This window comes from Paenibacillus sp. FSL H8-0048 (genome assembly GCF_038002825.1).
In the GTDB taxonomy this organism is placed as follows: Bacteria; Bacillota; Bacilli; order Paenibacillales; family Paenibacillaceae; genus Paenibacillus_AQ.
This window is the reverse complement of the sequence record NZ_JBBODF010000001.1, coordinates 4,236,985-4,261,974: the sequence shown is the minus strand read 5'-3', so window position 1 is coordinate 4,261,974 and position 24,990 is coordinate 4,236,985. Positions and strand designations below refer to the sequence as shown.

Sequence of the window (24,990 nt, the reverse complement as noted above, 5' to 3'; positions counted from 1 at the left end):
AAACGAATCGTTTATACTGGCGGTAAGAGGTGATGGGGATGGACCCGCAATTGTTTGAACGCATCTATGATACGGTGGTGCGGCGTGAGCCGACCTATGACGGCATCTACTATACGGCGGTGAAGACGACGCATATTGTCTGCCGCCCGTCCTGCCGGGCGAGAACGCCGAAGGCAGCGAATGTTGTATTCTATGGCTCCTTGCAGGAGGCTATTTCGTCAGGCTTCCGTCCCTGTAAAAGATGCCGTCCCGAAGAAGGCGGCACCCTCCGGCCGGACGCGGTCCTGGCGGCGCAGGCGGATGCCATTATGGACAGGCGGTTCGGCAGCAAGCTGACCCTGCAGGCGATGGCTGAAGAATTGAAGGTCAGCCCGTTTCACCTGCAGCGCACCTATAAGCGGGTAACCGGCCAGTCACCGGCTGCCAGATTGGATGCGCTGCGCACGGAAGAAGCCCGCAGGCTGCTGGCGGAGACGGATTCGGGAGTGGCTGAGGTTGGCACGGCAGTGGGGTTCCGCACGCCGTCCCATTTTGCCGCCTGGTTCGTGAAGAAGACGGGGCTGTCCCCTACAGAGTACCGCAGCAAGCATAACGAAGGAGGAAACCAACATGAACCCAAGCCCAAGCCGGAATAACAGCCGGAGTACAAATACTGTAAGAATTTATCATCATACCCTGAATCCCGGAAAAGGGGAGTGGACCCTGTGGGCCAGCGATAAAGGCCTGATCCGCATATCCTTCCCGCAGGATGAAGGGCAATTACCCGCCTCCTGGTTGAAAATGTATGCGCCTGCCCATGAGCTCATAGAGGATGCCGGGAGATTTGAGCAGCTTGGGGTGATCACGCTGCTGGAGCGGTATTTTGCCGGAGAGCCGGTAGATTTCAGCAGGGTGGAGCTGGATCTGTGGGGCACCCCGTTTCAGCAGGAGGTGTGGCGGGGGCTGCTTACCATCCCGCATGGGGAGACGGCCAGCTACAAGCAATTGGCGGAGCGGATCGGCAGACCGCTGGCGGTTCGTGCTGTTGGTGCGGCCAACGGGCAGAACCCGGTACCGGTTATTGTACCCTGCCACCGGGTCATCGGCGCGAACGGTACCTTAACCGGCTTCCGGGGCGGACTTCAGATGAAGCAGGAGCTGCTCCAGCTGGAGGGAATTCTGAATGTAAAGGCGGCTGGTCATGAACGATTTGCTTTTTGAGCTGCCGCTGCCGGAAGACTTCGACTTGGGAGCCTGTCTGGAATATATGAACCGCTCGCCGCTGGAATGCCTGTTCCGCACGGATGAAGCAGGCGTCAGCCGGATGTTCAGGATAGAGGGCGGCCTGCTACTGGTGAGGCTCAGTGTGTCCGAGGATCACAAGCTGAGTGTAACCCGGCTGCATGGGGCGATCCCTAGCGTGCTGGAACAGGAGCAGTTGGCCCGCTACATTGTGGAATGGTTTGATCTGGACCGTGATCTTGCCCCGTTCTACAGTTTGGCGGCGGCGGACCCGCTGCTTGGGCCGCTGGCCAATGAGCACCGGGGACTGCGGATTATCGGCATCCCCGATCTGTTCGAGGCCTTATGCTGGGCGATTCTGGGCCAGCAGGTGAATCTGGCTTTTGCCTACAGGCTGAAGCAGCGGCTGACCGCTGAATACGGGGAAGCACTGGAATGGGAGGGGCAGACCTACTACCGGTTCCCCGGACCGGAGGTGTTCGCGGCGGTGCAGCTTGAAGAATTATGCGCTTTGCAGCTAACCCGCAGCAAGGCGCAGACGATTCTTACAGTTGCCGGGTTGATTGCAGCCGGGGAGCTAAGCCGGGAAGAGCTGCTGGCGCTACCGTCCCCGGCTGCCGCCGAGCAGCGGCTGCTACAGATCCGCGGGATCGGCCCGTGGACCTCGCAATATGTCCGTATGCGCTGCCTGCGCGATGCGTCCTCTTATCCGGTCGGCGATGTCGGCCTGCAGAACGTGATCAAGCATCTGACCGGCATGGACCGCAAGCCGACGCCTGCGGAGCTGCTGGAGCTGGCCCGGCCGTGGCAAGGCTGGGAAGCATACGCCACCTTCTACTTGTGGCGGGCGTTATATTAGAACAAAGCCCTGTCTCGCGGAAGAATCCGTTGAGACAGGGCTTTTTAGATGAAATTGTAGAGTGATGTGGTGCTGAACGTATCTGGAGAATCGCTGGAAGGAGCAGGAGTGTGTTTGATTCCACAGGTCAAAGGCCGAATGTATGCGAAAAATCGAATACATTCGAAGCTGTGAGACGCTTACTCCCCCGCTCTCCGCCCAATTCCTACTTCCTGTTATCCATGAAGATCTGGAAGCAGACGCCGAACTTATCGGTCACCATGCCGTAAGCAGGACTGTAGTAGGCCGGTGCCAGCTCGATATCGACAGTTCCGCCTGCCTTCAGTGAGTTGAACAACTGCTGTGCTTCAGCTTCGGTCTCCACCGTGAGACAGATGTTGATGCTGTTTCCCCGGCTGCGCGGCATCCCCCGCTCATAATCGGCCACAAAAAACTTCGTCTCTCCCGCCAGCAGCACGGCATGGGCAATCAGCGCCTTTTCCTGCTCTGTCATCGGGTTCTCCGGGTTCTGCGGGCCCTCGCCCATTGTTTGCTTGAACAGCACCTTAGCGCCCAGCACCTCCTGATAAAAGGCAATCGCCTCCTCAGCAGATCCGTCCACCAGAATATAAGGGTTCATTTGCAGTTTCATGTCTTGTTCGCTCCTTGGAAGGTATATTTGCCTGTACTAACCGGCTATGGTTATAGTGTAGACTATAATAGTGACAGGTCTTGTCATAGTTAAAATATAAAGGGAGTGAACCCTGTGTCGAAATCCAAAAGGCTGCTGGACCTGATGATGACCGTCAACCGCAAGCGCAAATTTACCGTAAGGGAGCTGGCTGACGAATTCCAAGTCTCTTCACGCACAATCCTTAGGGATTTGCAGGAGCTGGGGGAGCTGGGCGTACCGCTCTATTCCGAAGTGGGGCCGCATGGTGGGTATCAGGTACTAAACGAGAGAATCCTGCCGCCCATTGCGTTTACGGAGGAAGAGGCGGTGGCGATTTTTTTTGCCAGCCATGCCCTGCGCCATTATAAATATCTTCCCTTCAAGGAAGAATCCTTATCCGCCCTGCACAAGTTCTATAACTACATGACTGGCGATGTCCGTGACCGGATTGATGAGATGAAGAACAGGATTGATTTTCTGACCCCGGCGCGGCAGGCGGAATTCCCTTATCTGCCCCAACTGCTGGAAGCGGCCACCGGGCAAAAAGTGCTGCTGATCGATTACCAGTCGAAGGGCCGTCGACAGCAAAGGTGGATTCAGCCCGTCGGCATCTATGCCAGTAACGGACTGTGGTATTGTCCGGCGTATTGCTTCCTGCGGGGCTGCATCCGTACTTTCCGCTGCGACCGGATTCAGTCTGCCGGGTATGATGAAGCGGGACCGGCCGCGCTGGATCTGCGTCATATCCACTTGGACAATACGGAGCATTACGGCAGCCCGCCGCAGGAGCAGGCCGAACAAAGCCTTATCCGGCTATACGTGGAGCTTGGGAGTGAGGGGGTTCAGGCCTGCGAAGGAGAGGTGTGGTCCCCGCAACTGCTGCATATCCGTGCAGACGGCACAGGCTGTCTGGAGGGAGAGGTTCCGGGAAGTGATCTGGGCTTCTTCGCGCGGTTTGTGATTGGCCTGTGCAGCGAGGCAACGGTGCAGGAGCCGCCGGAGCTGGTGGCCCAGGTGAAGCGGACGCTTGCGGATATGCTGGAGAAGTATAGTTGATCTAAAAGCCTGGGTGATTGTATTTCCTGCAACAGAAAGCTTAAATTTGACCGTGAATTGATATTCCATTGTATTTCGTACATTGGAATGCTGCATTTTGGGCGAAAAATGGCTTTTGTTCAATATTCAATTGTACCGAATACAATAGAATCTATTTCGAAGCTGGTTTGACATCAATCTGTTGTACAGAATGCAGTTACCTGCTGTTCCAGTGCATATAATAGTATACGAAAGACTGCGTAGGAATGTATGCTGGCTCGTTGAGTTCCGCCGCTGAGGGTCTTATTTGCAATATTGGCATCTGGTTTTTCACAAGTTTAAACCTGATGCTCTACTAGCCCAGCCATGCCCCGGCCAATCTGCGGATGCCCTCATCGATCAGGTCCTCGGCGATCCCGCCGAAGCCCAGGATGAATTCAGGTTCATCGTATTCCGGTTTGGCCCACCAGGTATAGGACATGGGGGTGACGCGAATGCCTTCGGCTTCCGCTACGGCAGCGAGCTCCTTTGCGCTGGTACTAATGCTGGCTCTATTGCTAACTCTGGTGCCAGCTTCTGCTGCAGGCGGCTTAAAGCTCAGCAGCAGATGGAATCCGGCATCCGTTCCGCTGAGCACAGCGGCAGCGCCGAAATGCTGCCGGATCGAGCGCAGCAGCAGGTCATGCTTGCGCTGATAGAGCAGGCGCATCCGGCGCAGGTGCTTCTCGAAATGCCCCCGCTCCATGAAATAATGCAGCGCAATCTGATGAAGCCGTGAGGCTGAATGCTCCAGGTAAAGCTCGCTTCTCAGGCTGTGATAGTCCGGCAGCAGCTCCTCCGGCAGAACCATATAGTGAATACATAAGGCAGGGGTTACCGATTGTGCGAAGCTGCACATATAGATCACCGGACTGCTCTCAGCAAGCCCTTGCAGCGCAGGGATCGGCCGCCCGTGGTAGCGGAACTCCCCGTCATAATCATCTTCGATGATATAGCCGCCTGTGGAGCGGGCCCACTCCAGCAGAGCAAGGCGTTTGCTGATTGGCATGGTCATCCCCCGGGGATACTGGTGGGACGGCGAGATGTACACAGCATCTGCCCCGCTGCTGTACAATTTGTCTAGCTGCAATCCGTCCTCCTCCAGCGGAATTGGCTTGATTTCGTATCCGCTGCGCCGAAATGCCGCTGGCAGCAGGTGGTACCCCGGATCTTCGATACCCAGTCCGCTCATTCGTCCCTTCAGCAGCAGACATACCAAAGAACACAGCGTATACTGGTCTCCGCCGATTACAATCTGCTTCTCCGTACAGCGCAGCCCGCGGAATTGCCGCAGATGGGCGGCGATGCTCGCGCGGAGGGCCGGCTCACCCTGGGGATCGCCGTACTGGAGCAGGTCTGGATTCGCCAGCTGCTCCTGGTAGAGGCTGCGCCATATTTTGTGCGGGAACAAGGAGAAATCATTGCGCGACATATGGAAATCATATGTGTAGTGCCGTGGATCACGGGGCGTGATCGGGCGGGGGGCCGGACTGGGCCGTTCCCCGGCGGCAGGGCTGCCTTCCCGGCGAACGGGCAGGATGTAGTAGCCGCTGCGCGGCTTGCTGGCGATGAAGCCCTCTGCCAGAAGCTGCTGGTAAGCAAGCTCCACCGGAGTGGCGCTGATTCCGCATAACGCCGCCAGACGGCGGATAGAAGGCAGGCGCGTCCCGCTCTGGAGGGTGCCGCCCAGGATGGCTTTTGCCAGATAATCATAGAGCTGTATGTAGTAAGGGGTCTTGCTATGTTCATTCAGATCCGGGACAAGCAGCATGCTTCACCTTCCATCTGTCCTTTGAAATCGGACGTTTCTGTATATTTTATAGTATACAGATTTATATTACGATAAGAGCAATTACGACAGTGGGAGTGGACAGAAATGAACAGTAATTCAAGGCTTTTAACAGGGGATAAGGTATATTTGCGCTCCCTGAACGGGGAAGACGCCGGGCTGTATTATGAGATGTTCCACGGCGCGGAAGTCCGCAGGCTGACCGGTACCAAGAATCATGTCACCAAAGAGCAGATTGAGCAGTATATCGCCCGTAAATCCGGGGATGACAGTACGGTGCTGCTGCTGATCGCGCTGAAGGAGAACGACGAGGTGATCGGCGACATCGCCATTCAGGATATCGATGGGGATAACCGCAATGCCAATCTGCGGATCGCCATCGGGGACGAGCGGCATCAGGGCCAAGGGTACGGGCGTGAAGCGCTGCTGCTTATGCTGGATTATGGCTTCGGCATTCTGAATCTGCACAGGATTGAGCTGGAGGTCTACAGTTATAATGCCCGTGCTGCGCATGTCTATGAGTCCATCGGGTTTGTGCAGGAGGGAGTGCGGCGTCAGACGCTGTTCTATAACCATGAGTATCATGATGTGATTATGATGGGCATGCTGGAGAGTGAATACCGGGAGCGTTATTTGAAGTAGAACAGGAAGGTCAAATAAGGTCAAATCTTTAATAATATTAAAATATATTATAAAAAACGAGCCGAAACGCCGGATTTCCCCGGATTTTCGGCTTATACCGGTTTTGTTTTCTCCGGGGGTGCAGGCTATAATAAAGCCATAGGTCAGACAAAGTCAAAGCCTGGGCAAGACCGAATTCAAAAAATCAAAAAGTCGAATGAGAGGAGAATGAAAGATGTTTGATTTGGTTCCTTTTGGTAAACGCAGAGATGATGCTTTTGGTGTGCTGGCGAAGTCGCTGAACGAAGTGTTTAATGATGATTTTTTCGCACCACTGACAAGTAACGCGCTGTCTTTCCGGACTGATATCCGGGAGAGTGAAGGGGCATATCTGATCGAGGCCGAGCTTCCGGGCTTCCGTAAAGAAGAAATCGACATTGATTATTCCAGCCCTTACTTGACGATTAAGGCGGTTCGCACAGAAGAGAGCAGTAAGGAGAACAATGGGCACCAGATGGTGCGCCGCGAACGCCGGTATGGTGAATATGTACGCCGGTTCTACGTGCAGGATATTGCTGAGGAAGACATTCGTGCTTCCCTGAAGGATGGTGTGCTGAGCCTGGAGGTGCCGAAACGGCAGAAGTCCCAGGGCAAACGGATCGAAATTCAGGATGGCGGAAATGATACTTCAGACCGGAAAGAGCTTCAGTAAGCAGAAGGGCAGCCTTAAGAGGCAGATGGACCTCCAAGTCCGGCTGAAGCTGCCGCTTCCGCAGGAGCTCCGGGCTTAGCGGCTGTAGCCGCTGGCCTATCCGGTTCACCGGGCGGCAGCAGGAATTCACCGGGCTTTTCATATAGCAATTCATATTAGACGCATTGTAGTGGGGGTTCCGGCTATAATGCGTCTTTTCCCGGAGGAAGGCAGAAAGGTTCCCATCACATGAAAGGAGGAGGTTCCGGTGGCGGCAAATTATTATGAGCGTCTTGGGGTAGACAAGAAAGCCTCGAAGCAGGAGATCAAGAAGGCCTATCAGAAGCTGGCCAAAAAATGGCATCCCGATGTCAACAAGGCCCCGGAGGCAGAGGCGAAATTCAAGGAAGCAGCCGAGGCATATGAGGTGCTGGGCGATGAAGCGAAGCGCAAAATCTATGATGAGGAGCTCCGCTATGGAGCCGCAGCAGATTCGCGGGGTCAGCGCAGCTACGGATCAGCCTCCTCTGCGTCATGGGAATCGCCGTTTGGCGCGGGCTGGAGCAGCGGAGCCGCCTCTTCCGGCGGTATACCGGAGGAGGATCTATTCGGGATGTTCTTCGGCAGCCGGGGCGCGGCTGACCGCGCGGGCTTCTTCTCCGGCGGCAGTAGCTCCCGTCCAGGCGGAAGCCCGTGGGGGGATGAGTTCAGTACGATGCAGGCCCAGCTTGAGATTACGCTGGAGCAGGCTTATAGAGGCGGTAATATCAGCGTTCAGGCGGCAGGCAAAGACCTGAACGTACAGATTCCCGCACGCTCAGCGGAAGGGGCCGTCATCCGGGTACCCGGCGGCGGAAGCGGAGCCGGGCAGGGCGGGGATCTGCTGATCTCGCTGCATCTCCTGCCGCATGAGATCTATGAGCCGGACGGCGGGGATCTGCTCGGCACGGTTGAGATCGCTCCCTGGCAGGCGGTGCTTGGCGGGGAAGCCAAGGTGGCGCTGCCGGATGGCAGCAGCGTGAAGCTGAAGATCCCTGCCGGGATAGCCAGCGGCGGAACGCTGCGTCTCTCCGGCAAGGGGCTGAGACGTCTGGACGGAACGAATGGCGACATCCTGTTCCGAATGGAAATGGTCATTCCGGCCGGAACGACCGAGGCGGAGAAGAAGCTGTACCGCCAGCTGGCGGAGTCCGGCAGCTTCCAGGCGGGTGCGAAACGGCGTACCACAGGCGGAGCGCAGCGGCGCAGAGCCGGAGCACGGTAAAGGGTTCAGTAAATATCACAGCCGGGCATCCGCCTGATTAACCTATACAAATAGAAAGTACAAATAGAAAGGCGATGATGGTATGGATTTCAATAAGCTTACCCAGAAGCTGCAGGAAGCTGTGGCAGAGGCGCAGTCGCTGGCGGCTTCCGGCGGGCATCAGGAGATTGACAATCTCCATCTGCTGAAGGCACTGCTCCAGCAGCATGAGGGCCTGCTGCCCCGGCTGCTGCAGAAGATGAATGTTCCCGCAGCCGAACTGCTGCAGGGAACGGAAGCGCTGCTTCAGCGCAAACCCAGCGTAAGCGGGAGCGGAGCAGGCACCATGCGGCGCTATGCCTCGCCTGCGCTGATTGCCATGCTGGAGCAGGCCGAGCAGGAAGCGGCCAAGATGCAGGATGAATTCGTTGCGGTAGAGCATGCCGTTCTGGCGATGGTCTCGGATGCAAGCAGCGGGAACCGCGAGCTGCGCGGGCTGTTCACCAGCCGGGGCGTTACCCGGGAGAAGCTGCTTGGCGTATTAGCGGAGATTCGCGGACACCAGCGGGTGACCAGCCGGGAGCCGGAGGCCACCTATGAGGTGCTGGAGAAATATGGCCGCGATCTCGTAGCCGAGGTAAGGGCAGGCAAGATCGATCCGGTCATCGGGCGCGATGCCGAGATTCGCCGGGTGATCCGCATCCTCTCCCGCAAGACCAAGAATAACCCTGTCCTGATCGGGGAGCCGGGTGTCGGCAAGACAGCGATTGTCGAAGGGCTGGCTCACCGGATTGTCCGCCGGGATGTGCCGGAGGGACTGAAGGACAAGACGATTTTCTCGCTGGATATGAGCGCGCTGATTGCCGGTGCGAAATACCGCGGGGAGTTCGAGGAGCGGCTGCAGGCGGTGCTGAAGGAGATCCGTGAGAGTGACGGGCGGATTATTCTGTTCATTGACGAGCTGCATACGATTGTCGGTGCGGGCAAGACAGAGGGGGCCATGGATGCGGGCAACATGCTGAAGCCGATGCTGGCCCGGGGCGAGCTGCACTGTATCGGGGCGACCACGCTGGATGAGTACCGCAAATATATCGAGAAGGACCCGGCGCTCGAACGCCGCTTCCAGCAGGTGCTGGTCAGTGAGCCGGATGTCGAGGATACCATTTCGATTCTGCGGGGCTTGAAGGAACGCTTTGAGGTGCATCACGGGGTCAAAATCTATGACAGCGCCCTGGTCGCAGCCGGTGTGCTGTCTAACCGTTACATCACCGACCGCTTCCTGCCGGATAAGGCGATTGACCTGGTCGATGAAGCCTGCGCGATGATCCGTACGGAGATCGACTCCATGCCCGGCGAGATGGACGAGGTGACCCGCCGCCTGATGCAGATGGAGATAGAGGAAGCCGCACTCAAAAAAGAAACCGACGACGCCAGTGCGCGCCGTCTGGAGAATCTCCAGCGGGAGCTGGCCGACCTCAAGGAGAAGCATCTGGGGATGACGGCCCGCTGGGAGAAGGAGAAATCGGCCATTCAGGGCATCCGTGACCTGAAGAAGCGGCTGGAGCAGGCCCGCAAGGATCTGGTCGATGCGCAGGAGATCTATGATCTCAACAAGTCGGCTGAATTAAGCTATGGCATTATTCCTGATCTGGAGCGGCAGCTTAAGGGCGCGGAGGAAGCGGCGCAGCAGGATCAGGAGACCCGGCTGCTGCGTGAAGCCGTGACGGAGGAGGAGATCGCCGATATTGTCTCGCGCTGGACGGGTGTTCCCGTAAGCAGACTGGTGGAAGGCGAGCGGGATAAGCTGCTGCGGCTGGAGGATACGCTGCATGAGCGGGTAGTCGGGCAGGATGAGGCGGTCCGGCTGGTAGCCGACGCTGTTCTTCGGGCAAGAGCCGGCATCAAGGACCCGAACCGTCCGATCGGCTCGTTCCTGTTCCTTGGACCGACCGGGGTCGGGAAGACGGAGCTGGCCAAAGCACTGGCGGTATCACTGTTCGACCGCGAGGATGGTATGATCCGCATCGATATGTCAGAGTACATGGAGAAGCATAGTGTCTCCCGTCTCGTAGGTGCTCCTCCCGGATATGTCGGCTATGAAGAGGGCGGCCAGCTGACGGAAGCAGTGCGCCGTCAGCCGTATACGGTGGTGCTGCTGGATGAGGTGGAGAAGGCGCACCCGGATGTATTCAACATTCTGCTGCAGCTGCTGGATGACGGGCGGCTGACCGATTCGCAGGGCCGGATGGTCGACTTCAAGAACACCATTGTCATCATGACCTCCAACATCGGTTCACCGCATCTGATTCAGGGCACGGATGACAACGGCGAGCTGACCGAAGCCGTGAAGGACCGGGTCATGAAAGAGCTGAGCGGGCATTTCCGTCCAGAGTTCCTCAACCGGGTGGATGATATTGTAATGTTTAAGCCGCTGACCATGAATGAGACGGAGCAGATTGTCGTGAAGCTGGTAGACGGCCTGCGTCTGCGATTGGCTGAGCGGAACATCGGGCTGGTCCTCAGCGCCCGGGCGGTGCACTTCATTGCCGAGGAAGGCTTCGACTCCGTGTACGGCGCCCGGCCGCTGAAGCGGTTCATCCAGCGCAGCCTGGAGACCCGGGTAGCGCGTGCGCTGATCGCCGGAGAAGCGGAGGAAGGCTCAGTGATGACGGTGGACGAAGCGGACGGCGAGCTGACCGTGCAGATAATGGCACCGGAATCTGCGGAGACCGTAGGATCGATGTGAAATGTAATGGGCCCCGGCGTCACCTCCTAGTACTGTGTCAACGGCCCGAAGAGGCCGTATCCCCACGAGAACGCCACCTTTTGCAGCGTAACGGACACAGTGGACCTTATCGTCTTTCTGTGAGACGTTTTGGAGCTGAATTGCAGGGGATAAGGTCTTTGCGGTCCGCTAATCGCCCAAGTGACGACTTTCTTCCCGGATAAGTGAAGCCCCTGTGTCCGTTACTCTACCTCCCGGCTAGGTCTTTGGTATAGTCTAATCAGCATCGGAGTGAGACTATGAGACGATTCTTTGTAAATATGTGGTTTAAATGTTATCAAGACGGGGGCTGCCGGGTAATAGAAATGATTAGAGCTTTCGAATATGGCTGGATTTGAAGCAGAAGCCAAGGAAACGGAGGGAGAGATCATGGCGGCACAGACGGTATCTGGTATCAGCCCGGTACGGGCCACTACAACTTACGGCAGCACACAGAGTGATGTCAGTTCGATGGAGAAGCAGCGCAACCGGCTGCTGATGGAGCTGGATAAGGTGAATGCGGCGCAGGGCGGCGCGATGCAGACTCCTTATCGCCGGGAGCAGCTGCAGCGGCAAATACGGCAGCTGGAGGCACATCTGGTGCAGAAAAGCGGGAGTACCGCTTCGGCTTCATTTGTACCTGCTCCCCCGCTTCAGGATCATACTCCGCCCTGGCGGACTGAGGGAAAGGGAGGCCTTAAGGGCATCGGTCTGACTGATCCCCGGACAGCGACGGTAGACGCAGAAGGCCATTTTGATGCGTTGATTTAGATAAGGGAAAAGTGAACCCAATCCTTCCCTTTGACCGCGTTCATGTTTTCAAAGAAGCTTTGAGCGCGTTTATTGTTAGTAGAAGTAATCCAAGTCATGTTGGCATATCCATGATTCTGTGAGTACTGTTGACATGCCAGGAATAGTTCTGATTCCACTTCGGTATCACTAAAGGGTTCTCTTACAAAGAGGTCGTTCATAATACTGATTTTATCTGCTTTCATAGTGCTGAATGTAAAGAATAGGGTAGCAAAGCCGACCAATTCTCCATTCTGCTCTGCCACGAACTGCACCCCCTCCTGCCGGTCAAAAAGGGTCTGGATTAAGGCGTTGATTTTATCGGCAGGAGGTTTAGGGTTCTGATAAAAACCAACGATGTATTCATACATCAGCTCGGTCAGACTGTTTACATCATTAGGCTCAGCATTTCTGATTATCAATGGCATAGGTGTGCTCCTTTTTCGCGAAGTATGAATAATAATACAACTGTTAGTATAATAACTCAACACTTGATAGACATATCCGTACAAAAAAGGCCATCCATAAAGGGTGACCTTATCCAAAATCTAAAGGATTCTCACTATATTGTTAGAAACTGCCGGATAGTGTTCGAATATTTGCAGATCATGGAATGGGAGCAGAATGAATCCTTAGCAAATTATTGCACCAGTAGCATTCATCGCCGGTTATTATATATTCGGTATGAACCGATAGCCTGTATCGCCCTTTTCTTCTCAATGAGGGTGATTAATGACAAGCGGGCAGGGCCACGGGTAGGGTGGCGTTTGCCCGCTTTGTCATGTGCTGTCCCCGGCCTGTATGAAGTTAAGAATCTCCGTCACAATATGAGAAATGGCATCCTCCCGCGGGAGAAGAATGCATTGACTGACCATTTCAATGTCCTCCTGAAATAGCTCAATGATCTGGAGCATGGCTTCCGGCCGTTTCTGGCGGACACCGGTCAGAAGGTCTGCGAATTCGCTGTCTGTGATAGCTGCTGGAGCATTTTTTGCTTCCATTTGTTAACCCCCTGTTGACTCATATGCAGCTGTGCCGCGACCTCAGCCTCTGTCATTTCCTGCAGATAAATCTTCTGCAGAATCACCTTTCCTTTGGTTGGAAGTGTATCTAATAGCTGCTCAACGGACAAGCGGTTAATCATCTCCTCCGTTTCATTCCGCTGAGCCGGGCGGATATCCAGGAAGGTACATTCATGCCGGCGGGTTCGCTTGCTGCGGTATTGTAAGCGCCAGCCGATTCGATAGATTTCCTGCCGGTAACGCTGTATCATTTGCTGTTCCATTGCGGTTACGCCTCCTCTTCTATATATCTTTCTAATAATAGGGAAATATTAGGTTATATTTTACAACCAAAATGCGAACTTATGTTCTGTTATTTTATCATATTTGCCTGCGCACCTATAGTGATTTATTTCCTGAGGCTGATTCGCACAAAAAGAAGAAGCCCCGATAGGGAGCTTCTTTCTCTCTTCTTATGACTAGTATTGTGCCTTATTCACTCCAAGGCACCAGCCGGGGATGCGGGTCAAGGATAGACTGGTACTGCTCCTTCCAGCCGTACTGGGCGTCCGGGTCCAGCAGCATATAACGCAGATACTTCTCCAGCCGGAATTCAGGCTTCGACCAGCCAAGATGCTTCAGGCGCAGGTTGCTTAACTGATGGGACAGCTCGAAGATATTCTCCGGCAGCCGCCCGCAGTGCTGCGGCAGATCATTCCAGGCATAGGTGAAGTCTTCCCGGTAACGGAGCAGGAACGGGCGGTAGCTCTGGTGAGCCTGCCAGTAGCTGTCCTCGCGGTAGCTGGCCTCATCCCAGAAGTCGTAGAGCCGGAAGCAGAATAAGTCGCAATCCGCTGTCCGCAGCAGGGAATCAATCTCTTCTGGAAAACATGACTCGAACAGCTCATCCCCGTCCAGATTAAGAATCCACTCGGGCCGGGCCTTAACCACCGCCTCCCACTGCTGCTTACGCAGCTCTGATTCATTATGGAAGCGGGAGACAGGGTTCTGTATCAGGTGCAGCGGAATCCCCTCAAGAACCTCGCGGCAGATATCGGCTGTATCATCTGTGCTTGCGTCGTCGATAATGACGGCCTCATCGATATACTTACGGTGCTCCTGCAGCACCTGACGCAGGAACCTGGTGCCCTCATTCTTGACGATCATGGTGAGAGTCAGCTTGGGGCGGCGGGAGGCAGGAGCTGCAGAAGTAATCTTCTCCGCCGCCCGGGTTGCATCAGCAGGCAGAGGCTCCTTGGACAAGTGCTGCCGGGCTTCGGCTTCGGTCCACAGCACCTCCCACTGCGCTGCTGCCTCCTGCACTCTTTTGTCAGCGGGGGTATCGCTGTCTTCAATGCCCGCTGCTTCGTGTGGGCCGTCAGGTTCTGCTTCCGTGTCCGAGGTGTGCCGGATGAACTCCGCCACCAGATCCAGATCGCTGTCTCTGTAGAGGTGCAGTGCCGGGAAGTGGGTATCCACGAAGAGCGGAAGGCCGAGAGCCGCTGCACGGATGCAGAAATGACGGTCCTCTCCCCAGTAGGAGATATTGCGCATCCGGTCGTAGCTGATCCCGGAGCTGAGGGCTGAGCTGCTGATCAGCGTGCAGGCGCCAAGTCCGCCAACCTCATAGATTCCGGGCTGCTGCATCTTCTGCAAAAAAGCAAAAAAGCGGTGCTGAATCTCCTCCGGCGAGAGCTGCTCTCCCGGATGAATCTCCCACTGGTTGTATTCGTCATGCATCCATACCTGCGGCTGAAGCAGTGTATTCGGCTGCCACTGTGTCCAGAAAATCTCGGAGATAATATCCTTGCCTGTACCGATCAGATGCAGCAGTGTATCCGGGTGGAGAATGAGATCGGAATCAATCAGGAACAGGTAGTCATAGCCGAAGGCCTCGGCCCGCCGGATCATCAGATTCTTGAATCCGGCCACCTTCCAGATCAGATTGGAATGCCAGACATGCGTATGCTCATCACGGATATAGTCATCATGAAGCCCAGAGGATTGCAGGAAGACGGATCTGCCGTTCCGGGCGAACTGCTGCAGAAGTTCGCTTGCGGCTTCATCCGGGTTATCGTCAATCAGATAGAAGTCCAGATCGATATCCTTCAGGTTCAGACGCAGCAGAGAGTTCAGGAATTGCTCCAGGATCGCCGGTTTTTGATGAATCGGGCTGCCTAGCAGCACCCGGGTTCTATTCGAATTCATAGCAGGCCACTCCAGAATAAGGTCAACATGATAGAACATCCCCTTGGATTCGCAAATAGTTGATATCAATTATATGTATTCGATATTTTTAGAGAAGTACCGGAATTTCCCCATTTCCCTGAAATAATAACCTGCATGTATAGAGGAGAGCCGTATTGCCGTCTGCCCTGAGCTGTTGTACAATACCGCTAATATATATAATCCCCGGTAGAGGGCAGGCAGGAGTGAGAGGATGGACAAGCCAACGTTAAAAGTACAGCAATTGATCAATGTCCTCCTGGCGATGAATCCGCGTGCCGAGGTGTACCTGCATACGGAGGGCGGAGAGCTTAGGCCGCTCGTGGACGAGGATATCGAGGAGATTTATGCGCCGCTGCATGCTGCCAAGACGGCAGTATATATCGGTGCACCAGCAGATACTGCGGCCCGTGTAGAGGGGGAGTCGCCATGAAGCAGGCTCTGATCCGTCTGGAGCAGGGACCGGAGATTCAGCTGGAGCTGTTCGAACAGGAGGCGCCGGGAACCGTAGCCAATTTTGAAAAGCTTGCGAACAGCGGCTTTTACAACGGTCTGGCCTTTCAGCGTGTGGTTCGCGGCTTCGTCGCCCAGGGCGGCTGCCCGGACGGTAACGGTAGAGGCGGCACAGATCCCATTCCCTGTGAGACGCAGGGGAATCCCCATAAACATGTGCGCGGGGCGCTGTCTATGGCGCATTTTGGACCGGGTACGGGGTCCTGCCAGTTTTTTATCTGTTATGATACGTTCGATTATCTGGATGGCTGGCATACGGTATTCGGCAGAGTCACAGAAGGCATGGAGCATGTCGATGCCCTGCGGCGCGGCGCGGTCATGCAGGAGGTCCGCGTCTGGTAAAGAGCATGATAAAGACCATGGTAAATTCATACATTGTAATTCCTAGTATTCCGATATATAATTGCTCAACAACGAGTAACAATGCTCATAGACATGGAGGAAGAGACAATGCGTAAAGGGATAACAGGGGTTGCTATTCTACTATTATTAACACTGGTGATCAGTGCATGCTCCAATGGGAATAACGCTTCATCTACCAATGCCGCACAGACACCGGCTGCATCACAAGAGCCAGCTGCCGGCGAGCCGAAGGATGGAGGCAGTCTGATTATAGGGGTCGCTTCCGATCCGGTAGTACTGAACCCGAACTATGCGGGTGACCGTGTCAGTCTGACGATTGACCAGGCGCTGTATGCTCCGCTGTTCCAGGTGAACAACGGCAAGAAGACCTACTATCTGGCGGACAGCCTGACACCGTCAAGCGATAATCTGACGTATACATTGAAGCTTAAGGATGGATTGACCTGGCATGATGGAGAGAAGCTGACGGCAGATGACGTGGTGTTCACCATCGACAGCATCCTTGACGAGAAGCAGAACAGCTTCCTGCGGGCCAACTTCCTGATTGGCGGCAAGGCCATCAAGGCCGTCAAGGTTGATGATCTGACCGTTGATTTCAAGCTCCCGCAGGTCAGCCCGGCCTTTGAGGCTACACTGGTGCAGGTAACCCCGATTCCTAAGCATATTTTTGAGAATGAGACTAACATCGAGAAGAGCACCAAGAACGCTTCCCCGGTAGGCTCCGGTGCCTTCAAGTTCAAGGAATACAAGGCTGGCGAGTACCTGACGCTGGAACGCTTCGACAACTACTTCGGCGGCAAGCCGCATCTGGATTCGGTCACATACCGGATTGCCAAGGATACCAATGCTGCGAATCTGGCTCTGCAGAACGGCGAGATTAATGTGCAGTATCTGGACCCGAAGGATGTTCCTACGATTCAAGCGACGAATAATTTTGAGATTCTCCCGTATAGCGAAGGCCGCCTCGCTTATCTCATGTTCAATGCGAACAGCGATACCGGCGCCCTCGCCAAAAAAGAAGTCCGTCAGGCCCTGTCCCTGGCCCTTAGCCGCGACGAGCTGATCCAGACGGCTTATACTTCCAGCGAATATGCTGATCCGGCAAAATCCTTCCTGACACCGGATGCGCTGTACTTCACGAACGATGTCCCTACCTTTGACAATGATGCTGCCAAGGCGAAGGAACTGCTGGCTTCTGCCGGTGAGAGCAACCTGAAGCTCCGTTATATCGTACAGAGCGGGAACAAGGCGCAGGAAGCCATCTCGCTGTATGTGCAGCAGAAGCTGAAGGCAATTGGCGTAGAGGTTGAACTGCAGAACATGGATTCCTCGGCCTGGGTGCAGAAATTCATTGATCTGAAGGCGACCGATTATGAGCTGGCGTTGACCGGCTATATCATGGGCTATGATCCGGATGCGTACCGTATCCTGTTCACTACGGACAGCTCATCCAATTACTCGCATTATTCCAACAGTGAAGTTGACAAGCTGATGAATGACGGTGCAGGCGAAGCAGATCCGGCCAAGCGTGCAGAGATCTACAAGAAAGCACAGGAACTGGTAGCCGAGGATGCACCGATCTATCCGATCGCCTATACTAAGACTGTGGTAGCGGTATCGAAGAACTACGGCGGTATTGATGAAGCGGTACTGAAGCCTGTCGTCATCTTCGAAGACCTGTCCAAGATCTACAAGAAATAATTGGCCTCACAAAATAAGCAAGGCAAAAAAATAAGCTGGTTTCCCCAGCTTATTTTTGCCTGTTAAGAGCTGGGAGAAGCTGCGTATGAGACAACTCATCGTCCGAAGGTTGCTGCAAACATTGCCGATGCTGTTTTTCGTATCGGTGGTCTGTTTTACTATGATTAAGCTGGCTCCGGGAGATCCGGTGCTGTCTTTCGTTACGCCCAATATGCATGCTGATGATATTGAGCGCATCCGCCATAATCTGGGGCTGGACAAACCTGCTTATATCCAATATTTCATCTGGATCAAGGAAATGGTCCAGGGTAATTTCGGCTATTCCCTGGTCAATCACCAGCCTGTGCTGGGCCAGATCCTGGAACGTCTGCCTGCGACAGCGGGACTAATGGGCAGCGCCATCGCGCTGGCAGTAATCCTGGCAATTCCGCTAGGCCTCGCGGCCGGTGCGAACCGCAACCGCTGGGTAGACAAGCTGATCAATTTTATCGCTTATATCGGCATCTCCATCCCCTTATTCTGGCTGGCGATCCTGCTGATGTACCTGTTCGCGATCAAGCTGCATCTGCTTCCAAGCATGGGAATGCGCACCATTGGTGTGGAATCGCCGCTGGATGTGCTGAAGCACGGGATATTGCCTTGTACGGTGCTGGCCTTCAGTTTCCTGTCCGGGTATGTGCGCTATATCCGCTCCAGCACGATCGGACAGCTTAAGGAGGAGTATGTGCAGATCCAGTACGCCTTTGGCTCGAAGAAATCCACCATTCTGTTCCGCCATGTGCTGAAGCATGTACTGCTGCCGGTCATCACTCTGATCGGTATGTCGATGGGAGATCTGGTGGCCGGGGCGATTGTTACGGAGACGGTGTTCTCCTGGCCGGGGATCGGCTCCCTGGGAATGACGGCGGTGAAGGGGATGGATTATCCTGTCATTATGGGGATTACCCTGTTCTCTTCCTTAATGCTGATCTTCGGTAATCTGGTGGCAGATATTCTCTACAGCGTTGTCGATCCAAGAATCAAACTGAAGGGGTGACCTCATGAATCGCAGTAAATGGAAAAACCTGCAGTCCGAGCTGTTTACGAACGGTCTGGGTGTCGCTGCTCTTGTCATATTGACGGTGTTTACACTGGGGGCGGTCTTTGCCTTCCTGTCCGGCCATGATCCGAATGCCATGGATGCCATGGCCCGCCTCACGAAGCCCGGCGCCGCGCATCTGTTCGGTACCGATGATTATGGCCGAGACTATTTGTCCAGAGCCTTATACGGCGGCCGGGTTTCACTGCTGGTCGGATTCGCTTCCATGATCGTAGCAACCTTTGTGGGCGTGCTGGTTGGGGTGATTAGCGGATATTTCGGCGGCTGGATCGATAATCTGCTAATGCGGATGCTGGATATCATCATGTCGATCCCGTCCTTCCTGATCCTGCTGCTGCTTAGCGTCTATCTGAAGCCGAGCATCGGCAATCTGATCATTATTATTGCTCTCTTGATGTGGATGAATGTGGCCCGTGTCGTTCGCGCGGAGACCCTGACGATCAAGGAACGGGAGTACGTGTTATATGCCAAGGCCTCGGGACAGAGTGCCTTCGGCATGATCTGGCGGCACATCCTCCCGGGACTGGTCCCGGTAATTATCGTAGGGGCGACGAATAATATAGCCTCGGCCATTATGATGGAATCGTCGCTCAGCTTCCTCGGCTTCGGGGTGCAGCCGCCGAATGCCACATGGGGGAGTATGCTGAACAGCGCACAGGGGTATATTGCCCAGGCGCCTTATCTGGCGCTGTTCCCCGGACTGATGATCCTGTTTACTGTGCTGAGCTTCAATGTGCTGGGAGATATTTTGCGGGTCGGCTTTGAACCCAAGCTGATCCGGAGATAGGAGAGTGGAACATCATGACTGAACGGCTGCTGACTGTTGAGGATTTACAGGTTTCTTTCGCTACCCGGGACGGAGAGAATCAGGCCGTCCGCGGCGTTAGCTTCCATATTGATGCGGGTGAGACCGTAGGCATTGTCGGGGAATCCGGCAGTGGTAAAAGTGTTACAGCCAAGGCGGTCATGTCCCTGATCACACCGCCGGGACAAATGACTGCCGGGAAGCTGGAATTCCGCGGCAAGAGCCTGAAGGGGCTTACGGAGAAGCAGTGGCGGTCCTTACGCGGTAACCGGATTGCAATGGTCTTCCAGGACCCGATGACCTCGCTGAATCCGGTCAAGCGCATCGGCCAGCAATTAACAGAGGTTATCCGCAGACACCGGGGACTGGATAAAGCGGCGGCATATACCGAAGCGGCGGAGCTTCTCCGCCAGGTCGGCATCCGTGATCCGGAGCAGCGGCTGAAGCAATATCCGCATGAATTCAGCGGAGGAATGCGCCAGCGGGTGATGATCGCGATGGCGCTCTCCTGCCGCCCGGAGCTGCTGATTGCCGATGAGCCTACCACCGCACTGGATGCGACCATTCAGGCGCAGATCCTTGATCTGTTCAAAGAGCTGAAGGAACGGGGAGATACAGCAGTTGCGCTTATCACCCATGATCTGGGAGTAGTAGCCCAGGTCTGCACGCGTGTCATTGTCATGTACGGCGGACTGGTTATGGAGGAGGGGACGGTGCAGGATATCTTCTACCGGCCTCAGCATCCGTATACGCAGGGCTTGCTGCGTTCCATACCGAAACGCGGCGGCGGTGAACGTGAGCGGCTGATTCCGATCGAGGGCACACCGCCCGACCTGCTGAATCCCCCGCCCGGCTGCCCGTTCATGGACCGTTGTCCGCATGCCTTCGCCCGCTGCAGTGAGCGTCCTCCGGTAGTCGAGTTTGCACCAGGACACCGCTCGATGTGCTGGCTGACCGAAGGTACAGAAGAGATGACGGCAGTTACAGCAGGGAGGGATTTCACTTGAGTGAGCGCAAGGTGCTTGTAGAGGTTAGCAATCTGAAGAAGCATTTCCCGAAGGGCAAGGATCTGCGCGGACGGGATAAGGCGGTACTTAAGGCTGTGGACGGGGTCAGCTTCCAGATTCGTCAGGGCGAGACCTTCGGACTGGTTGGCGAATCCGGGAGCGGCAAGTCTACGGTCGGACGCTGTCTGCTCCGTCTGTACGATTATACGGACGGCGAGGTGTTCTATGACGGGAAGCCGCTTGGCAGGCTGGGCGAGAAAGGGCTGAAGCCCTTCCGCAGGCGGATTCAATCGATTTTCCAGGACCCGTACTCCTCACTTAACCCAAGCCTGAACGTACTGGAGCTGATCAGTGAGCCGATGCGGATTCATGGTCTCTATCCAGGCGAAGAGCGCAAGGAGGCGGTGGCAGAGCTGCTGGAGAAGGTGGGACTGAAGCGGGAGCACCTGTACCGATTCCCCCATGAATTCAGCGGCGGGCAACGCCAGCGGATCTCCATCGCACGGGCGCTGTCGGTCCGGCCCGAGTTTGTCGTCTGCGATGAGCCCATCTCTGCGCTGGATGTCTCTGTCCAGGCCCAGGTCGTTAATATGCTGGAGGATCTGCAAGCCGAGTTCGGGCTGACCTATCTGTTCATCGCCCATGATCTGTCGATGGTCCGGCATATTGCAGACCGGATCGGCGTGATGTACGGCGGCCGGCTGGTGGAAGTGGCTCCAAGCGATGAGCTGTACGATAATCCGCTCCACCCCTACACCAAAGCGCTGCTGTCCTCCATTCTGGAGACAGACCCGATGAAGGCCAGCCAGCGGATTCAGTTGGATACCTACCCGGCGGCGCGCGGGACGGAGGAAGCTGCTGCACTGCGGGAAGTGAGTCCTGGACATTATGTGGCCGGGGACTATGGAAATTGACTTATACGAAAAGGGAGGATGCACCAATGACAGAAATGAAGAATAAGATCAAATTATCACAATGGGATGCGCTTCTGCTGGAATCGCTGCGCGCTTTGTCAGGATCTGACGAAGAGCTGCTGCGCAGAGTCAGTGAAGGGGATCTGCCGGCCGATGAAAGTAAATATGAGTTCGATTACGGGCAGTTGTTAACCCTTGCTGATGAGCAGCCCGAGTTGTTCCGTCAGGCTGTAACGGAAGGCTACCAGATCAAGTACAATACCATCCGCGGCATCCGCAGCTGGATTGAAGTTGCCTTCGGCATCGAGCCAAAGCTGGAGCTTGAGGAAGGCTGCGAAGCAGTCGAGGCGTTGTTATCTGAATCACAGAAGCGGCAGCTGGAGGGTGTATTATCCTTCGGCTGGCACATTACAGGCAGCGGATCATCCGCAGATGGCGGGAATGCCGCTTACCGGATCGAGCCGATCCAGAGATAGACCGGAATTGCCGGGCGATCTTTGTTTAAATATAAGAATTTATATGTTGCACATGATAACTTATCCTTCTATTTCTCGCTGAAACGGATACCGTCCTTTACAAGGACGGCAAAGCCGTTTCCACTTGTTTGGATTGGAGCAGGACGTTGGTCCGTAGATGATAGGTTCTAGTAAAGTGAAGGGGGACGAGAGATGAGCTTGATCCTGAAACACATCTTCACAGTGCTGCTAGCACCACTTATGCTGATTACCGCAGGCTGCGGATCTTCCGCTGACACTTTAGCTGCGGAGAACACACAGGTTACCGAGCCGGTTAAGCTGGATTGGCAGGAGATGCAACCTACGCTCAAGCCTGAGGCTTGGGCAGGTCTTCCTTCAGATGCGGAGATCATTTCGGAACAACATCTGGAGGCATTCGGAGGAATCCGGCTTACCTTCTTCACGAAGCCCGGGGATGAGGATTATGTATATGCTGGACTGGAGTCTTCGGCCGGATCTTACTTTCTCGGTCCGTCAGGGACTTACAATTACCGGGAACCCGGTGATAGTACTGCCGCTGCTTGCGTACTGTTTGACGGTGTGGCCCTCAAAATCACCGGTGGGCTTGGAGCAAATCTGTCGCTCAGCAGTTATTACACCATTGATGCTTTAGGGATACCGGCTGGAGTATTGCAGGTGAGTACCGGGCATACCCGTGAAGCGGATGTGGACCGGGATGGGAGTACGGAGGTGGTTGCAGCACATGGCACCCCTATGTCGGCCTATGTGTACCGCTGGCATAACGGCCATGCCGAGGAGGCTTATCTGAATGATGCCCTGCAGGCCGATTCCGTGATGCTCAGGGATGATCTGGTGTACGAAGCTGCTGATTTGGGTGAGAGTCAGGTAATGGAATACCGGCTCATTCCCGAAGGATTGATTCCGGTAGATGCTGAATAAATGAAACGGTGTACTCCCGACAGTAAGAAGCCGTGTACACCGTTCATTAATATTCAGCTGCTTACACAGTATGTTTACATATTTAACTGAATTCTGCGCGTGCTTAGTACGCCTTCCAGTCCGGTAGGGTCGGTGCTAACCTTGCGGGCCACGAAGGCTTCGGCCCGCTCCGAGGTGCGCAGGCGCAGCGGCTTGGTCTCAAGCTGTACCAGCTCCCACATCACATCCGCAACAGAGTCTGCCGTTTGCGGCTCCACATTGCGCTCCAGGAAGGCCGCTCTATAAGCATCCAGAATGGGCTTGTACTCGTCTTCCAGAACGCCGCCGGTGCTGGCGACATGCCCCATTACAGTTGAATTGAATTCCGTGGCGATTGCCCCTGGCTCAAGCAGGGTGATGTCGATGTTGAACTGCGGCTTGTAATAGGTGGCCAGACTCTCCAGCAGCCCTTCCACTGCGAATTTGCTGGCGCAGTAGACCTCGTTCATCGGTTGGCCGACCAGCCCGCCGACACTGGAGGTGGCGACAATATGGGCGTAGCCCGTCTTTTGCAGCAGCGGCAGTGCAGCACGGATCGTATGCATTACCCCGTACACGTTGGTATTGAAGACATCCTCGATCTCAGGGAACGGTGCCTGCCCAAGCGCTCTCAGGTAGCCGAAGCCGGCATTGCAGAATAATAGATCCAGCTTGCCTTGCTCCGCTTCTATCCGTTCAATCACCTGCTTAATACTCTCCGGCTGTGTCACCTCCAGCTCTACGAACTGCAGACCCTCCACATTCTGGTACAGCTCCTGTTCACGCTTCAGATGGCGGGTTCCGGCGTAGACCGTCCAGCCCTCATGGGCGAACTTCAGTGCTGTGGCAAGGCCGATGCCGGAGGATGCTCCGGTGATGCAGATTACTTTTGACATACTAGCTTTCGCCTCCATTAGTTTGAACTTCATTGATTTGGACCTATTGAAAAAGGTATAAATGTTCCAATTTCGCCCACATTATAGCATATAGCAATAGAGCTACCTGAAAATCGACATAAAGTTCGCTGTTTCGCGGGAATTGGGCTGTGCCAAAGTTGCTATAATTGTTTTCAGTACGGTACACTATAACTAAAATCTTAATCGCCTGCGAATGGAGAGGAACAAGGGAACAATGGAAGTATTCAAGCGTTATGTCGCCAATTTAACAGTCCGGCGCTTCTTGATTCTGGGATTGATTGGACTGCTGCTGTACAGTATCAGGGATATGCTGAATCTGGTGCTGCTGACCTTCCTGATTGCTTATGTAATGAACAGCTTTCAGGTGCTGCTGAGCAAGCGGATCGGCAAATTCGTGAAGGTGAACAGCAAGGTCATCATCATTATACTGTATGTGGCGCTGATCAGCATGATCGTCATGGCACTCGTCAAATACATGCCCAAGGTATTCTCGCAGATCAAGCAGTTAACCACCTTTCTCGGTACGCTGACCTCCGATGATATTCCGCAGAATGAAATTATGCAGTACTTGTTCCGAAAGGTCAAGGAGCTCAATTATCAGAGCTATTTGAATCAGGGGATCGAATATGTCTTCAAAATCAGCAACTGGGGAACCACCTTCGTCCTGTCCACAATTCTAAGCCTTGTCTTCATTCTGGAAAAGAACCGGATCGTCAACTTTACCTCCCGTTTGAGAGACAGCAAAATCTCCTGGTTCTATGTGGAGCTGGAGTATTTCGGCAGAAAGTTCATCTCCTCCTTCGGTAAGGTCATTGAAGCGCAGATTCTGATTGCGCTGTTCAATACTTTGTTTACCGTGGTCGGGCTGTGGGTGCTTGGTTTCTTTTTCGAGCCGTTCCCGTATCTGTTTGCCCTCTCCATTATGATCTTCATGCTTAGCCTGATTCCGGTTGTCGGCTTTGTCATTTCACTGATTCCGCTGTGCATCATCGGCTATAACACGGGCGGACTGGTGCTGACGGTTAACATTCTGGTGATGATTGCCGTTCTGCATGTCATTGAAGGCTACTTCCTGAACCCTAAGCTGATGTCCTCCAAAATGAACCTGCCGATGTTCTACACGCTCGTAGTGCTATTGTTCTCCGAGCATTATATCGGGGTGTGGGGACTGATTCTCGGGATACCGATCTTCGTCTTCTTCCTGGATATTCTGGATATTAGCCGGGACAATAAGCCTTCACTGGAATGATGCAGCCAATTATATAATCCGTAGTACGCATAGAGCGATATTCAACCTGCACAAGGTTC

At 54.7% G+C, this 24,990-nt stretch carries 26 protein-coding genes; 19 read left to right on the top strand and 7 right to left on the bottom strand.

Annotated features, from left to right (window positions below):
* The first annotated feature begins 38 nt into the window (after positions 1-38).
* From NSU18_RS18090 to NSU18_RS18080, 3 genes are read left to right on the top strand one after another with little or no spacing between them, the layout of a single operon-like run.
* On the top strand, positions 39-635 hold the full coding sequence (locus tag NSU18_RS18090; RefSeq protein WP_341015136.1) for a bifunctional transcriptional activator/DNA repair enzyme AdaA: 597 nt from the start codon (positions 39-41) through the stop codon (positions 633-635).
* Entirely contained in the window at positions 610-1,200 is a 591-nt protein-coding gene (locus NSU18_RS18085; RefSeq protein ID WP_341015134.1) for a methylated-DNA--[protein]-cysteine S-methyltransferase, read from the top strand. The genes NSU18_RS18090 and NSU18_RS18085 overlap by 26 nt, the downstream gene beginning before the upstream one ends.
* Positions 1,181-2,080: a DNA-3-methyladenine glycosylase family protein gene (locus tag NSU18_RS18080; protein WP_341149695.1), complete on the top strand. Its 900-nt coding sequence runs from the start codon at positions 1,181-1,183 to the stop codon at positions 2,078-2,080. Before NSU18_RS18085 ends, NSU18_RS18080 begins: the two co-directional genes overlap by 20 nt.
* A 205-nt stretch (positions 2,081-2,285) precedes the next feature.
* On the opposite strand, the gene NSU18_RS18075 is transcribed toward NSU18_RS18080, so the two are convergent.
* Positions 2,286-2,711, bottom strand: a complete 426-nt coding sequence (locus NSU18_RS18075) for a VOC family protein (RefSeq protein ID WP_341149694.1) — start codon at positions 2,709-2,711, stop codon at positions 2,286-2,288.
* A gap of 114 nt (positions 2,712-2,825) precedes the next feature.
* Here NSU18_RS18075 and NSU18_RS18070 point away from each other — a divergent pair, with 114 nt between their 5' ends.
* Entirely contained in the window at positions 2,826-3,788 is a 963-nt protein-coding gene (locus tag NSU18_RS18070) for a helix-turn-helix transcriptional regulator (RefSeq protein ID WP_341149693.1), read from the top strand.
* 334 nt (positions 3,789-4,122) lie between these two features.
* On the opposite strand, the gene pdxR is transcribed toward NSU18_RS18070, so the two are convergent.
* On the bottom strand, positions 4,123-5,577 hold the full coding sequence (pdxR, locus tag NSU18_RS18065; RefSeq protein ID WP_341149692.1) for a MocR-like pyridoxine biosynthesis transcription factor PdxR: 1,455 nt from the start codon (positions 5,575-5,577) through the stop codon (positions 4,123-4,125).
* Positions 5,578-5,682: 105 nt separating this feature from the next.
* Between pdxR and NSU18_RS18060 the strand changes: the two genes are divergently transcribed.
* The 5 genes from NSU18_RS18060 (at position 5,683) to NSU18_RS18040 (ending at position 11,685) form a co-directional block, all read left to right on the top strand.
* On the top strand, positions 5,683-6,237 hold the full coding sequence (locus NSU18_RS18060) for a GNAT family N-acetyltransferase (protein WP_341149691.1): 555 nt from the start codon (positions 5,683-5,685) through the stop codon (positions 6,235-6,237).
* Positions 6,238-6,451: 214 nt separating this feature from the next.
* Positions 6,452-6,928: an Hsp20/alpha crystallin family protein gene (locus tag NSU18_RS18055; protein WP_341015124.1), complete on the top strand. Its 477-nt coding sequence runs from the start codon at positions 6,452-6,454 to the stop codon at positions 6,926-6,928.
* Positions 6,929-7,175: 247 nt separating this feature from the next.
* A complete protein-coding gene (locus NSU18_RS18050) occupies positions 7,176-8,171 on the top strand; it encodes a DnaJ C-terminal domain-containing protein (RefSeq protein WP_341149690.1) in 996 nt (331 codons plus the stop codon).
* 82 nt (positions 8,172-8,253) lie between these two features.
* A complete protein-coding gene (clpB, locus tag NSU18_RS18045) occupies positions 8,254-10,896 on the top strand; it encodes an ATP-dependent chaperone ClpB (protein WP_341015122.1) in 2,643 nt (880 codons plus the stop codon).
* A gap of 363 nt (positions 10,897-11,259) precedes the next feature.
* On the top strand, positions 11,260-11,685 hold the full coding sequence (locus tag NSU18_RS18040; protein ID WP_341015120.1) for a hypothetical protein: 426 nt from the start codon (positions 11,260-11,262) through the stop codon (positions 11,683-11,685).
* Here the strand turns inward: NSU18_RS18040 and NSU18_RS18035 are convergent.
* From NSU18_RS18035 to NSU18_RS18020, 4 genes are all read right to left on the bottom strand, one after another.
* Positions 11,682-12,131, bottom strand: a complete 450-nt coding sequence (locus NSU18_RS18035; RefSeq protein WP_341149689.1) for a GNAT family N-acetyltransferase — start codon at positions 12,129-12,131, stop codon at positions 11,682-11,684. The two genes, NSU18_RS18040 and NSU18_RS18035, sit on opposite strands and share 4 nt — an antisense overlap.
* 351 nt (positions 12,132-12,482) lie before the next feature.
* On the bottom strand, positions 12,483-12,704 hold the full coding sequence (locus NSU18_RS18030) for a hypothetical protein (RefSeq protein WP_341015116.1): 222 nt from the start codon (positions 12,702-12,704) through the stop codon (positions 12,483-12,485).
* Complete coding sequence (locus NSU18_RS18025) at positions 12,647-12,988, bottom strand: sigma factor-like helix-turn-helix DNA-binding protein (protein WP_341015114.1); 342 nt, start codon at positions 12,986-12,988, stop codon at positions 12,647-12,649. Before NSU18_RS18025 ends, NSU18_RS18030 begins: the two co-directional genes overlap by 58 nt.
* Before the next feature lie 208 nt (positions 12,989-13,196).
* On the bottom strand, positions 13,197-14,912 hold the full coding sequence (locus NSU18_RS18020; RefSeq protein ID WP_341015113.1) for a glycosyltransferase family 2 protein: 1,716 nt from the start codon (positions 14,910-14,912) through the stop codon (positions 13,197-13,199).
* Between the two features lie 232 nt (positions 14,913-15,144).
* Here NSU18_RS18020 and NSU18_RS18015 point away from each other — a divergent pair, with 232 nt between their 5' ends.
* From NSU18_RS18015 to NSU18_RS17975, 9 genes are all read left to right on the top strand, one after another.
* On the top strand, positions 15,145-15,363 hold the full coding sequence (locus tag NSU18_RS18015; RefSeq protein ID WP_341015111.1) for a hypothetical protein: 219 nt from the start codon (positions 15,145-15,147) through the stop codon (positions 15,361-15,363).
* Positions 15,360-15,785 carry a peptidylprolyl isomerase gene (locus tag NSU18_RS18010; RefSeq protein WP_341015109.1) on the top strand — a complete coding sequence of 142 codons (426 nt, stop codon included), beginning with the start codon at positions 15,360-15,362 and terminating at the stop codon, positions 15,783-15,785. Before NSU18_RS18015 ends, NSU18_RS18010 begins: the two co-directional genes overlap by 4 nt.
* 108 nt (positions 15,786-15,893) lie before the next feature.
* Positions 15,894-17,507, top strand: a complete 1,614-nt coding sequence (locus tag NSU18_RS18005; RefSeq protein WP_341015108.1) for an ABC transporter substrate-binding protein — start codon at positions 15,894-15,896, stop codon at positions 17,505-17,507.
* Between the two features lie 85 nt (positions 17,508-17,592).
* Positions 17,593-18,543 (top strand): ABC transporter permease, encoded by a 951-nt coding sequence (locus NSU18_RS18000; RefSeq protein WP_341015107.1) that lies wholly within the window; start codon positions 17,593-17,595, stop codon positions 18,541-18,543.
* A gap of 4 nt (positions 18,544-18,547) precedes the next feature.
* Positions 18,548-19,393 (top strand): ABC transporter permease, encoded by an 846-nt coding sequence (locus tag NSU18_RS17995; protein WP_341015105.1) that lies wholly within the window; start codon positions 18,548-18,550, stop codon positions 19,391-19,393.
* 14 nt (positions 19,394-19,407) lie between these two features.
* The gene (locus NSU18_RS17990) at positions 19,408-20,418 is read left to right on the top strand and encodes an ABC transporter ATP-binding protein (RefSeq protein ID WP_341015104.1); all 1,011 of its coding nucleotides are present in this window, start codon (positions 19,408-19,410) and stop codon (positions 20,416-20,418) included.
* Positions 20,415-21,332: an ABC transporter ATP-binding protein gene (locus NSU18_RS17985; protein ID WP_341149688.1), complete on the top strand. Its 918-nt coding sequence runs from the start codon at positions 20,415-20,417 to the stop codon at positions 21,330-21,332. Before NSU18_RS17990 ends, NSU18_RS17985 begins: the two co-directional genes overlap by 4 nt.
* Positions 21,333-21,358: 26 nt before the next feature.
* Positions 21,359-21,808, top strand: a complete 450-nt coding sequence (locus tag NSU18_RS17980; protein ID WP_341149687.1) for a hypothetical protein — start codon at positions 21,359-21,361, stop codon at positions 21,806-21,808.
* A 192-nt stretch (positions 21,809-22,000) separates the two neighbouring features.
* The gene (locus NSU18_RS17975; protein ID WP_341149686.1) at positions 22,001-22,747 is read left to right on the top strand and encodes a hypothetical protein; all 747 of its coding nucleotides are present in this window, start codon (positions 22,001-22,003) and stop codon (positions 22,745-22,747) included.
* 74 nt (positions 22,748-22,821) lie between these two features.
* Here NSU18_RS17975 and NSU18_RS17970 read toward each other — a convergent pair whose 3' ends face one another.
* Positions 22,822-23,661, bottom strand: a complete 840-nt coding sequence (locus tag NSU18_RS17970) for an SDR family oxidoreductase (RefSeq protein WP_341149685.1) — start codon at positions 23,659-23,661, stop codon at positions 22,822-22,824.
* A 235-nt stretch (positions 23,662-23,896) separates the two neighbouring features.
* On the opposite strand from NSU18_RS17970, the gene NSU18_RS17965 reads away from it, so the two are divergent.
* On the top strand, positions 23,897-24,931 hold the full coding sequence (locus NSU18_RS17965; protein ID WP_341015098.1) for an AI-2E family transporter: 1,035 nt from the start codon (positions 23,897-23,899) through the stop codon (positions 24,929-24,931).
* The last annotated feature ends 59 nt before the right edge of the window (positions 24,932-24,990 follow it).

What these genes read in the sequence shown, in the direction of transcription:
- NSU18_RS18090 (WP_341015136.1), top strand. Translation starts at nt 39, where the DNA reads ATGGACCCGCAATTGTTTGAACGCATCTATGATACGGTGGTGCGGCGT.
- NSU18_RS18085 (WP_341015134.1), top strand. Translation starts at nt 610, where the DNA reads ATGAACCCAAGCCCAAGCCGGAATAACAGCCGGAGTACAAATACTGTA.
- NSU18_RS18080 (WP_341149695.1), top strand. Translation starts at nt 1,181, where the DNA reads ATGAACGATTTGCTTTTTGAGCTGCCGCTGCCGGAAGACTTCGACTTG.
- NSU18_RS18075 (WP_341149694.1), bottom strand. Translation starts at nt 2,711, where the DNA reads ATGAAACTGCAAATGAACCCTTATATTCTGGTGGACGGATCTGCTGAG.
- pdxR (WP_341149692.1), bottom strand. Translation starts at nt 5,577, where the DNA reads ATGCTGCTTGTCCCGGATCTGAATGAACATAGCAAGACCCCTTACTAC.
- NSU18_RS18060 (WP_341149691.1), top strand. Translation starts at nt 5,683, where the DNA reads ATGAACAGTAATTCAAGGCTTTTAACAGGGGATAAGGTATATTTGCGC.
- NSU18_RS18055 (WP_341015124.1), top strand. Translation starts at nt 6,452, where the DNA reads ATGTTTGATTTGGTTCCTTTTGGTAAACGCAGAGATGATGCTTTTGGT.
- clpB (WP_341015122.1), top strand. Translation starts at nt 8,254, where the DNA reads ATGGATTTCAATAAGCTTACCCAGAAGCTGCAGGAAGCTGTGGCAGAG.
- NSU18_RS18040 (WP_341015120.1), top strand. Translation starts at nt 11,260, where the DNA reads ATGGCTGGATTTGAAGCAGAAGCCAAGGAAACGGAGGGAGAGATCATG.
- NSU18_RS18035 (WP_341149689.1), bottom strand. Translation starts at nt 12,131, where the DNA reads ATGCCATTGATAATCAGAAATGCTGAGCCTAATGATGTAAACAGTCTG.
- NSU18_RS18030 (WP_341015116.1), bottom strand. Translation starts at nt 12,704, where the DNA reads ATGGAAGCAAAAAATGCTCCAGCAGCTATCACAGACAGCGAATTCGCA.
- NSU18_RS18025 (WP_341015114.1), bottom strand. Translation starts at nt 12,988, where the DNA reads ATGGAACAGCAAATGATACAGCGTTACCGGCAGGAAATCTATCGAATC.
- NSU18_RS18020 (WP_341015113.1), bottom strand. Translation starts at nt 14,912, where the DNA reads ATGAATTCGAATAGAACCCGGGTGCTGCTAGGCAGCCCGATTCATCAA.
- NSU18_RS18015 (WP_341015111.1), top strand. Translation starts at nt 15,145, where the DNA reads ATGGACAAGCCAACGTTAAAAGTACAGCAATTGATCAATGTCCTCCTG.
- NSU18_RS18010 (WP_341015109.1), top strand. Translation starts at nt 15,360, where the DNA reads ATGAAGCAGGCTCTGATCCGTCTGGAGCAGGGACCGGAGATTCAGCTG.
- NSU18_RS18005 (WP_341015108.1), top strand. Translation starts at nt 15,894, where the DNA reads ATGCGTAAAGGGATAACAGGGGTTGCTATTCTACTATTATTAACACTG.
- NSU18_RS18000 (WP_341015107.1), top strand. Translation starts at nt 17,593, where the DNA reads ATGAGACAACTCATCGTCCGAAGGTTGCTGCAAACATTGCCGATGCTG.
- NSU18_RS17995 (WP_341015105.1), top strand. Translation starts at nt 18,548, where the DNA reads ATGAATCGCAGTAAATGGAAAAACCTGCAGTCCGAGCTGTTTACGAAC.
- NSU18_RS17990 (WP_341015104.1), top strand. Translation starts at nt 19,408, where the DNA reads ATGACTGAACGGCTGCTGACTGTTGAGGATTTACAGGTTTCTTTCGCT.
- NSU18_RS17980 (WP_341149687.1), top strand. Translation starts at nt 21,359, where the DNA reads ATGACAGAAATGAAGAATAAGATCAAATTATCACAATGGGATGCGCTT.
- NSU18_RS17975 (WP_341149686.1), top strand. Translation starts at nt 22,001, where the DNA reads ATGAGCTTGATCCTGAAACACATCTTCACAGTGCTGCTAGCACCACTT.
- NSU18_RS17970 (WP_341149685.1), bottom strand. Translation starts at nt 23,661, where the DNA reads ATGTCAAAAGTAATCTGCATCACCGGAGCATCCTCCGGCATCGGCCTT.
- NSU18_RS17965 (WP_341015098.1), top strand. Translation starts at nt 23,897, where the DNA reads ATGGAAGTATTCAAGCGTTATGTCGCCAATTTAACAGTCCGGCGCTTC.